This window comes from Peribacillus frigoritolerans (assembly GCF_030676415.1).
Classification (GTDB): domain Bacteria; phylum Bacillota; class Bacilli; order Bacillales; family DSM-1321; genus Peribacillus; species Peribacillus frigoritolerans_A.
Genome location: NZ_JAUUTW010000038.1, coordinates 38787 through 45625, shown reverse-complemented (window position 1 = coordinate 45625; position 6839 = coordinate 38787). Strand labels below are relative to the sequence as shown.

Annotated in this window: 9 protein-coding genes; all 9 read left to right on the top strand. The window is 38.8% G+C overall.

The features are described 5' to 3' along the window. A partial coding sequence (locus Q8G36_RS24590) for a hypothetical protein (protein WP_305162889.1) occupies positions 1-184 on the top strand: 184 nt, incomplete at its 5' end. A gap of 436 nt (positions 185-620) precedes the next feature. Next, a complete protein-coding gene (locus tag Q8G36_RS24585; RefSeq protein ID WP_305162888.1) occupies positions 621-1331 on the top strand; it encodes an anthrax toxin lethal factor-related metalloendopeptidase in 711 nt (236 codons plus the stop codon). A 57-nt stretch (positions 1332-1388) separates the two neighbouring features. Continuing rightward, positions 1389-2183: a thymidylate synthase gene (locus tag Q8G36_RS24580; protein WP_305162887.1), complete on the top strand. Its 795-nt coding sequence runs from the start codon at positions 1389-1391 to the stop codon at positions 2181-2183. Further along, positions 2180-2665 carry a dihydrofolate reductase gene (locus tag Q8G36_RS24575; protein ID WP_305162886.1) on the top strand — a complete coding sequence of 162 codons (486 nt, stop codon included), beginning with the start codon at positions 2180-2182 and terminating at the stop codon, positions 2663-2665. The genes Q8G36_RS24580 and Q8G36_RS24575 overlap by 4 nt, the downstream gene beginning before the upstream one ends. A gap of 149 nt (positions 2666-2814) precedes the next feature. Continuing rightward, positions 2815-4083 (top strand): threonine ammonia-lyase IlvA, encoded by a 1269-nt coding sequence (gene ilvA, locus Q8G36_RS24570; RefSeq protein ID WP_305162885.1) that lies wholly within the window; start codon positions 2815-2817, stop codon positions 4081-4083. Positions 4084-4277: 194 nt separating this feature from the next. Further along, positions 4278-4469, top strand: coding sequence for a twin-arginine translocase TatA/TatE family subunit (gene tatA / locus Q8G36_RS24565; protein ID WP_034307557.1), 192 nt, complete (start codon positions 4278-4280; stop codon positions 4467-4469). A gap of 85 nt (positions 4470-4554) precedes the next feature. Continuing rightward, positions 4555-5301, top strand: a complete 747-nt coding sequence (gene tatC, locus Q8G36_RS24560; RefSeq protein ID WP_305162884.1) for a twin-arginine translocase subunit TatC — start codon at positions 4555-4557, stop codon at positions 5299-5301. A gap of 135 nt (positions 5302-5436) precedes the next feature. Further along, on the top strand, positions 5437-5700 hold the full coding sequence (locus Q8G36_RS24555) for a DUF2535 family protein (protein ID WP_336622990.1): 264 nt from the start codon (positions 5437-5439) through the stop codon (positions 5698-5700). 228 nt (positions 5701-5928) lie between these two features. Beyond that, positions 5929-6771: a DegV family protein gene (locus Q8G36_RS24550; RefSeq protein ID WP_305162883.1), complete on the top strand. Its 843-nt coding sequence runs from the start codon at positions 5929-5931 to the stop codon at positions 6769-6771. Positions 6772-6839: the final 68 nt, after the last annotated feature.

Below are 6839 nucleotides of genomic sequence, written 5' to 3'. Positions count from 1 at the left end.
CCCCGCAGGCGAAAGCCGAGGAGGCTCCCCGACCGCCCGCGGAAAGCGAGTGCCTGGAGTGGAAATCAACGTCCAAATTGTACAAGCCATAAAAATAGACAAACTCGATTTTCATCGAGTTTGTCTAAAGTCTGAGCTGACATCAAAAATGATGTCAGCTTTTTTTTTGGAAAATATCAAGTAGTTGAAGAAGGGCTGTAAATGTAGTGAAGAAAAGCAAAGGCAATAAAAAGTTAAGCCAGAGAGAAGACAGTAGCGGGTGCAGCAGTATGCCAAAGAAAATGGAGAACAGAAAAAGGTCGAGAATGATAAACACTCTTAAACTGTAAATATCAAGGACTTCTTCAGCAAGTTCACGGTGCTCATTCAAGATGGCTTTTTTATTATGGGTTTCCATGCAATCACCTTAAACCTTTTACGATTATATACTTTTGATATATGAAAAGAGCGGATCAATGGTTCTTCTCCTAATGAATGTGCAACCGAAATTACCAAAAAAACATAGAGTTTTTACACTGTAACAATATGTTATACTAATATAATAGTATGAAAGGTTTAGAGATTTTAAATTACATATATTTTCTTAGCAATAATGGGGAATAAAGAAAGGGGAGAAGATTGTGAAAAGGAAGAAATGGTTATCCACACTTGCATTATTTGTCTTTTTACTCTCAATGCTCTCCTATTCATTAGCGAAGGATGAAGGGGTAAAATGGCGGAATTTAGCCGAAGATAATCTTTTAAAACAAGCTGAACTTTTTAAGGGAAATAAAGAATTGCAAAGAATATTTTTATTTCCAGAAGAGGAGTACGATGAAAGGGAAGCACTTGAAATTGCTGGAACCATTAATAAACTGCCTCATTCCCTTTTGGTGAAAACTGCTGAAAGTGGTGTGAGGATCAAGCTATTCAATGGTGATTTAACAGAAAATCAATCCGCGGCCAAATTAAAGGGGAAAACTCCGCGTGGTTATTTGAATAAAGAAACAACTTGGGATGATGTGCCTGGTATGGGCGGATCACATACGGTATTGGTTAAAATCGGAGCAAGTGACAAGGGCAACGGGCATGGCTCCGTTAATTTGGAACTGCATGAACTGGGGCATTCAATTGATAATATAGTGTTTGATGGAATCCGTGAAGACATGGATTATTTGAAGATTTGGGGTAAAGAAGTGGATGGGCTGTTTCCTGGTCAGACGTATTTTTCCAATTACCCTGAGGAATACTTTGCAGAAACGTTTGCCATGTTTTATGTGAACAATGAACAAAATCAATTGCTTAGACAAAAAGCACCCGATACTTATAATTTTATTAAACAATTAGATTAAACATTGGGCAATAATACGTTAAAATAAGGAGAATGAAAGTAGAAAAGGTGGTTTATCATGAAGCAATATTTAGATTTATGTAAGCATGTACTCGAAAATGGAACGCAAAAAGGTGATCGTACGGGAACAGGAACGATCAGTACCTTCGGATATCAAATGAGATTCAATTTAAAAGATGGATTCCCTGTACTTACAACGAAAAAGGTTAGTTTAAAAGCGATTATCCATGAACTATTATGGTTTTTGAAAGGTGATACAAACGTTGGCTACCTTCAGGAAAACAGCGTGCGCATCTGGAATGAATGGGCTGATGAAAATGGGGAATTAGGTCCGGTTTATGGTCATCAATGGCGTTCTTGGGGAACGGCCGATGGAAGGCAAATCGACCAAATCAGTGAATTGATCGAACAAATCAAAACGAATCCAAATTCAAGAAGATTGATAGTCAGTGCTTGGAATGTTGGGGAACTGGACGATATGGCCTTGCCGCCTTGCCATGCTTTCTTTCAATTCTATGTCGCTGATGGCAAGCTTTCATGCCAGCTATACCAACGTTCAGCGGACGTCTTTTTAGGTGTTCCTTTTAATATAGCTTCGTATGCGCTCTTAACGATGATGATCGCACAGGTGTGTGATTTGGAAGTTGGCGAATTTGTACATACTTTCGGGGATGTCCACATCTACTCTAACCACCTTGAACAAGTGGAACTGCAGTTGACTCGTGATCCCAAACCATTGCCAATCATGAAAATCAATCCAGATGTGAAAAATATCTTTGATTTTAGCTTCGAGGACTTCGTTCTGGAAAATTACGAAGCCCATCCCCATATAAAAGGAGAGGTGAGCATATGATATCGTTGATAGTGGCTATGGATCGAAATCGTGTGATAGGTAAAAACAATAATCTGCCATGGCATTTACCGGCAGATTTACAGTATTTTAAACAAGTGACGATGGGCCATCCGATCATCATGGGCCGAAAAACATTTGAATCGATCGGCAGGGTCCTGCCTGGCCGCGAAAATGTCATCGTTACCCGCAATCAGGATTTTAACGCGGAGGGCTGCGTAGTTTTACATGATATTGCAGAAATCAAAACGTTTGCAGATAACCATGATGAGGAAGTCTTCGTGATTGGCGGAGCCGAAATCTTCAAGGAAATCCTTCCTTTTACAGACCGCCTGTATATAACGGAAATTCATGAAACCTTTGAAGGTGATACATTCTTTCCCGTGATTGATGAAAATGAATGGGATAAAATCTCCTCAAACCCAGGCAGCATCGATGAAAAAAATCGATATGCACATGATTTTATTATTCTACAAAAAAAATAAAGTGCTAATCCGATTATGGGGAAATGACCATAATCGGATTTTTTTGGTATGGAACGAACAAAAGAAAGAATTTTTAGAAAAATCAATTACATTAATAACAGTAAAGTGCTATAATGATTGAATTCATTAGGAAAGAAAGAGGGATTGTTATGAATCAGACTGCATCTAAGAATAGGGGGATTCAATTGGAAGATATTCTAATTGCCTATAGAGAACTGAAAGAAATCGTTTTGCATACACCTTTACAAAAAAATCAGAGGCTCTCTGAAAAATATGATTGTAATGTTTATTTAAAACGCGAGGACCTACAACACGTACGTTCCTTTAAATTAAGAGGGGCTTACTATAAAATGAAAAGCCTGACCGAGGAAGAGACGAAGAATGGGGTCGTTTGTGCCAGTGCAGGAAACCATGCACAGGGAGTAGCTTTTTCCTGCAGCCAATTGGGTATCCACGGGAAAATTTATATGCCTGCTACAACTCCAAGGCAAAAAGTCGATCAAGTTCAGCTTTTCGGCAGGGATAATGTGGAAATCATCCTTATCGGGGATACATTCGATGATGCATTTGCCATGGCGATGGAATGCTGTGAAAAAGAAGAGCGTTCCTTTATCCATCCATTTGACGATGAAAAGGTAATTGCCGGGCAGGGTACAACGGCTGTAGAAATCCTGAATGATTGTGAAGATGGAATCGACTATGTATTTGCCGCTATGGGCGGCGGCGGTTTAATGGCCGGAGTATCGAGTTATTTCAAATCGGTTTCCCCAAAAACGAAATGCATTGGAGTGGAGCCGCAAGGTGCTGCTTCGATGGAATACTCCTTCAAGGAAGGAAAAGTTTCAGAACTTGAAAACATAGATACATTCGTTGACGGAGCAGCTGTCAAGTGTGTGGGACAGTTGACATATCAGCTTTGTAAGGAAAATCTGGAAGATATCGTTGTCGTACCTCCAGGCCAAATCTGTACGACGATTCTCGACTTATATAATCAGCATGCGATTGTCGCTGAACCGGCAGGGGCTATATCTGTAGCCGCGTTGGATTTATACAAAGAACAAATCAAAGGCAAAACGGTTGTTTGCATGGTCAGCGGAGGTAATAACGACATTGGGCGTATGCAGGAAATTAAGGAGAAATCCTTATTATATGAAGGGCTGCTTTATTATTTTATCGTGAATTTTCCACAACGTGCTGGAGCTTTAAGGGAATTCCTTGATGAGGTATTAGGACCGAATGACGATATAAGCCGTTTTGAATATACAAAGAAAAATAATAAAGAAAGCGGGCCGGCCCTGGTTGGAATAGAGCTAAAAGATAAAAATGATTATGAAGGGCTCATTCAAAGGATGAACAAGAAAGGATTCTCTTTCGTAGAGGTCAATAAAGACAGTAATTTATTTCACTTATTGATTTAATCATGGACAAAATGTTAAATTAGGATAGAATAATACCTATGTTTTTACATTTTATTTTGCCGGCCCAGTCGTATATGGGCATACTGTCGATAATTGTTACCATTCTATGACGAATTGCCAGTTCCCTTTCAATTGGTTGGAAATGGTATTATAATCGGAGTAGGTCTAATTACAACACCAAAGGGGATGTATCCATGTCGAACATTGGAGTACCTGGTCTAATTCTCATCTTAATATTGGCATTAATTATCTTTGGTCCGAAGAAACTTCCTGAAATTGGACGTGCTTTTGGACAAACGCTTCGTGAGTTTAAAAAGTCCACGAGTGATTTAACAAAAGGTGATTATGAAGAAGATAAGAAGCTACAACAAAAAAATCATGAATGATTGAATGCTGGGCGTAAGATGGAATCGTCTTGCGCCTTTTTGCTGGAACAAAGATACGGATTTTCAGATGAAGGCGTGATCAACTTTGGAAGATAAAGAATTAAATATCATCGATCATCTCGATGAATTGAGAAAACGGCTCATCATAACGGCTGTTGCTTTTGTCATCTTTTTTATCGCCAGTTTTATTTATGTTGAGGAGATTTATAATTGGTTCGTGAAAGATCTCGATTTTGACCTGATGGTATTGGGACCGAGTGATATTATCTGGATTTACTTTATGCTCTCAGGTGTCGTAGCCATTGCGGCAACGATACCGGTAATTGCTCTGCAAATCTGGTTATTCGTTAAACCCGCTTTGATGCCAAATGAAGTAAGGGCGACCCTTGCCTATATTCCAGCACTTTTCCTGCTTTTTATCGGAGGGCTTGCTTTCGGTTATTTTGTCATCTTCCCGACAATACTTCACTTTTTGATTGAATTGGGCGATGGGATGTTCATAACCAGTTTTACAGCGGATAAGTACTTTTCATTCGTATTTAATATGACGATACCTTTTGCTGTTTTATTCGAGCTTCCTGTCGTTACCATGTTTTTGACCTCCCTTGGCATTATAAATCCTTATGTGCTTCAAAAGTTAAGGAAGTATGCATACTTTGTACTGGTTGTCATAGCGATATCGATTACGCCGCCTGACTTTATGTCAGACTTTATGGTGATGGTTCCACTGCTGTTATTATATGAAATCAGTATTTCTTTATCTAAAGTCGTCTATAAACGAAGGGTGAAACGTGAAAGCTTGCGGGAAGGCACCTACGAGGAAGGTTTATAAAAAGAAGCCCATAATGGCATTTTGCCCTTATGGGTCTTTTTTTCATGAAAATCAATCTGATTTATCTGTTTTTTTACACATTTGAATATTTATACTTTTGGATTTATTGTGTATAATATAAGCAATCGGTTAAAAATGAGGATTGATATTTTGATGTTCAAATGCTTGGAATTCAAAGATTGTTTTGGACATAAGGTCACAATTTCAGAAATACCTGTCTTACTGCCTAGTGATCCGAATTTTTTTATGTTGACCGTGCGTTTGGAAATGTTTGTTAAGAAGGTTTTTGCCAATAAAGATCATAAAGAAAATTACTCATTTAAGCATTATTTAGCATCCGTACTTAAATGGCCCGTTTATAACAAGCTTTTTTTTGGAAGTTTACTCAATAATGCTTAATGCGGACTGTTCCATAGCTAACTTCTCCGTTAAAAGAGATGACACAAATGCCATGAAGTTACGAATAAACCGGCATGTGTTCAGGTTAGCTCATGGAACGGTCTTTTTTTGTGTAATCATTTCAAAAGATAAGTATCACTTCACTTGAAAAAAAGAAGACCTTTGGTTTGAATGCGTACCTTGAATAGGTATAATACAATAGATATGTTAATTTAGGGATGTGTAATGATGAATAAAGTAAAGATAGTAACAGACTCGACAGTAGATATGACACCAGAGGAACTGGAATTTTATGATATAACAATGGTCCCTTTATCGATCTTTATAGATGGGGAGACTTTTTTGGATAAGATTGAAATCGAACAAGAAGAATTCCTGAAAAGGATGAACCAGTCAAAAGAACTGCCAAAAAGCTCACAACCAGCCTTAGGTACCTTTGTGGAGGTATATGATGAACTCGGAAAAGACGGCAGCGAGATTATTTCCATACATATGACAGGTGGCATGAGCGGTACAGTTCGCTCAGCGGAAAGCGCAGCTAGCATGTCTCAGGCGAAGGTTACCGTTCTTGACTCGAAATTCATTTCAAAAGCGATGTCATTTCAGGTGATCGAGGCAGCGAAGATGGCGAAGGAAGGGAAATCCGTAGCTGAGATAATTGAACGTTTGGAATATATTAAAAAGCAGTCAAGCTTAATCATTGTCATAGAAACACTTGATAACCTCGTTAAGGGTGGAAGGATTGGCAAAGTTTCTGCTTTTATCGGTTCATTGCTGCACATAAAGCCGATTGCACTTCTGGATGATGGTGTACTGAATCCTGTATCCAAAGCTAGGAGCCAGTCACAGGTCGTGAAGTTCATCATCAAGAAATTCAAAGAAGATACTCAAGGCAAAAAAATTAGAGGCATTGGTTTTGTACATGCGAATGGTCTTGAAATAGCGGATAAGGTCCGCCAGGCCATTGCAGACTTAACAGGATATCAAGACATAAAAATAGAAGCAACAACGGCGGTTGTCAGTACCCATACAGGTGAAGGCGCCATGGCAATCATGTATTATTGGGACTGATATTGATAAACCATATGAAACCGCGTATGGCGGAGGTTTTGTCACTTTTACAATTGTCTTTAATTCGT